7 protein-coding genes are annotated in these 4,016 nt (G+C 44.3%); all 7 read right to left on the bottom strand.

Annotation, left to right across the window (positions count from 1 at the left end; all coding sequences use genetic code 11):
• Positions 1 to 293: TAXI family TRAP transporter solute-binding subunit (locus tag RMO52_RS18965; protein ID WP_310417370.1), on the bottom strand; the 293-nt coding region annotated here is incomplete at its 3' end.
• Positions 294 to 331: 38 nt separating this feature from the next.
• Positions 332 to 976 (bottom strand): TAXI family TRAP transporter solute-binding subunit, encoded by a 645-nt coding sequence (locus RMO52_RS18960; protein ID WP_310417367.1) that lies wholly within the window; start codon positions 974 to 976, stop codon positions 332 to 334.
• A 155-nt stretch (positions 977 to 1,131) separates the two neighbouring features.
• Complete coding sequence (locus RMO52_RS18955; RefSeq protein ID WP_309737846.1) at positions 1,132 to 1,725, bottom strand: acyl carrier protein phosphodiesterase; 594 nt, start codon at positions 1,723 to 1,725, stop codon at positions 1,132 to 1,134.
• 93 nt (positions 1,726 to 1,818) lie between these two features.
• Positions 1,819 to 2,130 carry a hypothetical protein gene (locus RMO52_RS18950; RefSeq protein WP_310417364.1) on the bottom strand — a complete coding sequence of 104 codons (312 nt, stop codon included), beginning with the start codon at positions 2,128 to 2,130 and terminating at the stop codon, positions 1,819 to 1,821.
• A gap of 29 nt (positions 2,131 to 2,159) precedes the next feature.
• Positions 2,160 to 2,618 (bottom strand): HNH endonuclease signature motif containing protein, encoded by a 459-nt coding sequence (locus tag RMO52_RS18945; RefSeq protein ID WP_309737844.1) that lies wholly within the window; start codon positions 2,616 to 2,618, stop codon positions 2,160 to 2,162.
• Positions 2,615 to 2,848 carry a hypothetical protein gene (locus RMO52_RS18940; RefSeq protein WP_310417361.1) on the bottom strand — a complete coding sequence of 78 codons (234 nt, stop codon included), beginning with the start codon at positions 2,846 to 2,848 and terminating at the stop codon, positions 2,615 to 2,617. The genes RMO52_RS18945 and RMO52_RS18940 overlap by 4 nt, the downstream gene beginning before the upstream one ends.
• A 72-nt stretch (positions 2,849 to 2,920) precedes the next feature.
• Positions 2,921 to 4,016: MBL fold metallo-hydrolase (locus RMO52_RS18935; protein WP_310417358.1), on the bottom strand; the 1,096-nt coding region annotated here is incomplete at its 5' end.

Genomic DNA, 4,016 nt, shown 5'->3' with positions numbered 1-4,016 from the left:
TCTGGCTCCGAACGATTGTAATAGTTTAATGCGCCAGGGTGAATGGGAATGAGCGATCCGTCCTGACGATCGGGTGGTGAGATCTCATTTGCTAGCGGCATTCTATTTATCAAGACCTGACGGTTTTCATAGACTGTCTTTGTCAGCTCATAGATAGCTTCGGTACTGATTCGACTATTGGCAATCAACATGCGCTGCACGGCAATCGTCGGTAAATCTTGGGGTGGAGCAGCAGTATTACCTTGATAAACACCTTTGGGTAGGAGTGCAGGTGCAAATTCTGGATAACGAATTTTGAGTGCCGCTGCTCGATCGTTGGCGCAGCCTGCCGTTAGGCAATCGGGATAATGCTCGCTCTACCTTGTTGCACTAATTTTTGAATAAATTTATTGCCAGCCGGACGCAATCGAAACACTGCATCGATGCTACCTGCTAAAAAAGCCTCATCCGAAGCGGCTCCAGTGAGCGATTGCACCTGGACATCTCGCTCGGATAAGCGATAATGTTTGAGTAAAATCCAGAAAAAATCATTCGCTCGATCTTCGACAGGCGGGATGGCAATCCGTTTGCCTTTGAGATCGGCAATCTGTTTAATGCCAGATTTTTCGGACACCACGATATGAAATAAGTCGTTAAATAAATAGGAAACTAGTTTGACAGTCGAAGATACCGAATTATTAACCGGGATCGATGCTAGATCGACTTTACCAGTTTGTAATAATTCGAGACTTCGATCTGAGCCGATGGTTTCTAACACTTGCAATCTGATTTTAGAGTCACAGACCACTAATTGGTAAGCGATCGCTTGCGCCAGTTGATAACTCTCCGATCTAGCTGGCCCAGCCGCGATCGTTAAATTAATAATTTGAAAGTTTATAAATAATTGAACGCTAAAAAAAATGCCAACTAGCAGGCCAATAAAAATAATAAGGAACTTTCGCTGCTGCCACAGCAATTGTCGGAATTGATATAACATGTAATGCCAGTGACGATCGGGTTAGAGCAATCGACTACTTGCTGCATCGCCTTGCAAGCTCATCTAACTTTATTTTCTCATAAAAACTCGATCGCGTGTGGAAAAATAGCGAAATTATTGACTCATAACTAACGAGATCTCGATCGCACTCAAACTTACTGAAATATCGCATCTTTAATGTGGTGCTGTAATTGTGGAAAGAAAGAATGAAAATCTCGTTCGAGATCGATCGACTCCCGTTCCAGTATTGGCATCGCATCAACCAGCTTAACTCTGTCACCCATCCTAGCTCTAATTCGATAATCGAGCCGAGCTAGAGCATGTTCTACACCAGATAAGTGTCGATAGCTAGTTAACCAATCACCATCCACCATATACCCGATTATTTGTCTAGCCGCTGGTGGAATCTCGCCTGAATATTTTTGAAATGATTCATATATCTCTGCCGTAAAATCAGCGAAGATAGTATCGGAATATATCGCCCAATTTTTTGCTAGTAAATGGTCGTAAAAAACATCGATTAATATGCCTGCAAACTTACTATATTCTTTATCGATCCTTTTCTTACTGATTTTGACAATTGGATGGTTGTCGGTAAATTTGTCGATCGCGTAATGCCTACTGATACCTCGCCTTAAGTTACAATTGAGTCGATCTAAGTCTTTACCTTTCACCAAATCGCCCAATAAGTTACCTAAGCGATTCTCAACATTTGGTTCTGATAGTAAGATGTGAGCAAGCCAGTTCATAATATCATCGATCGTTAGTTAGTTATTTGCCGAATAGCTTTTGCCAAAATGATGTATTAACTTCTGGTACTGCTTTCGGTTTTACCTTCAACATTATATAAAGAAAACATTTTTTAGTTTACTAATACTGGCACCTGTCTCATCTATTAAGTAATCATCTTCTTGCATCCACTTGCTCAAGTGCTTTGCTCTTGATAGATCGAAGTCTTCATACTCACTAATACACAACCATTTGCGAGCGCGACCACCCAGAAGTTTCATGATTTGTTTGTAAGCTAGTGGTAGCGTTCCATATTGCTGCTCGATCGATTCTAACTCTCGATCGTCACAACCCACTAAATCTTCTTCCCTAGCAATCCCTCTTCTCATAATTTCTGATTTTAGTTCATCAATGTTCGTAATCATGAATTTGCTAACTTTTCTCGATGTCGAGTTTAAACTTCTAATTGCCGAGGATCGTTTTCTGGTGGATGCCAGCCTGCTTCGAGCCATAATGCACGAGCTTCGCGGATCGACCTTTCTCCCTTGTACTTGTCATCATTTATGTCTAGCCTGTCACAAGTTGCTCGCCCAACCGCAGTAGTTCCAATAATTCTAGTTGCATCGATCGACCATATAAAATGCTCTTGCCACAACTGATTTCGTGGATTAAACAGCGGTAAAATAGTAGATGTTTCAATATCGCGTCCGACCACAAAATTATATCGATTTTGGTTGCAACGATTACAGGCAAGTGCGAGATTTTCTTCTGTGTCTACACCACCTAGAGATCGCGGCTGCAAATGGTCGATCGTAAAGCGAGAAGCACTGATTTTTTCTGATGAGTGACAATACTCACACAAATAACCTGCTCGGCTACGAACATATTTTTTAGTAAATTCACTTACACTCATTTTTGGGCAACCAATAGAGAATTGAGGTATGTGAATATGCGATCGAGTTCGCTGATACTATTTAATTCTTCCTGTTCGGTAGTCGTGAGTACTGCGGACTGATTTTTGGACATCAATTCTTCAAGTCTATCTTGAAGCTCGTCTGTAAATTTGAACAGCCGTAAGTCATCGACTTTTTCGACTCTGATACCAGTTTCTAGGAGGGATTGGGGACTGATAACTACTTGCATGATTAGTTGTCTTGAGTTCTGAGATTGATGTTTCAGCTATCTATGATAACGCTAATATCGATCGGCACTTTTCTAATTTTCATTTTCATCCAGATCCACGATTTCCTCGCTCGCGGAGCGTCTTGGAACGAGAATCGAAGGATCTACCAAAGATTCCTCACCATTAGCTATCGATTCAACCGCCACAACTTGACGAACAAATATCGGACATTTCGCAGTCGGATCGACATCGCGTTTATACAGGGGACTCTCTTCCCCGCGACAGAGATAACCGTCGAAAAACTCACATACCGCACAACAATCTATACCACTGGCGATCGCACTTTCCACCGCCATCGACTTATGACTGGCGGGTTTGAGCATCAAGCCACCTTTCGTCCATTTTGCTGATAATAGTCCCGTCGCGGCTAAATGTTGCCAGCGGGGATCTTCGAGGACGCTATCGGCGATTCGCAGCCACGCACCATCGAATTCGGCTTCGATTTCGACTTCAAATTCTTGTCCCGCATCTACGCGTGCTACTTGGGCTTTGGAGAGGTGTTCGGGTGCTTCGCCGAAGGTAATGGTATCGCCAACTTCGGGGATGTGAATCCAATATTTATCCCGCAAGTCGCCAGCGCGAGAGAGTTCGTGGAGGGCGGATGGGGAACCGTGAATTAGGATCAGGTGTTGGGGATTGACGCGGTGGATGACTTGGGTAATTCCGACTCGATCGGCATGAGCGGACAGATTGAAGCGTTGAATCTTGGCTCTGACTGTGAGCGGGGTTCCGTCGAGTTCGATTTCGCTTCCTGGCTCTAGGCTTTGCAAAAAGCGTCCTGGGGATTCTTCGTCGGTATAGCCGGAGATAAAAACGGCGGCATTTTCCCGTTCTAATAAGATTTTAGCGTAGCCGATACTCGCGCCACCTGTCAACATGCCGGAACTGGCGATAATTACTGAGGGGTGGGCGATCGCGAGGGGACGTTCTTTATGGGACGCGATCGAGATGATGCGCGGTGAGGATTTTTCGCTAAAGAAGGGGGACTGGGTTTTGGCGAAGTTTTGGACGGCGGCTGGGAGTAATTCTAGTTGCGTTTGGAATAAGTCGGTGACTTCGCGGACTAAGCCATCGATGTAGACGGGGACATTGACGCTATGGAATAGGGCACTGGTGCGGATGGCGAGA

The sequence above is a fragment of the Chamaesiphon sp. OTE_8_metabat_110 genome (genome assembly GCF_031382685.1).
Taxonomy (GTDB): domain Bacteria; phylum Cyanobacteriota; class Cyanobacteriia; order Cyanobacteriales; family Chamaesiphonaceae; genus Chamaesiphon.
Note: the sequence above shows the minus strand (reverse complement) of the source record. Positions and strands in the feature narration are given on the sequence as shown.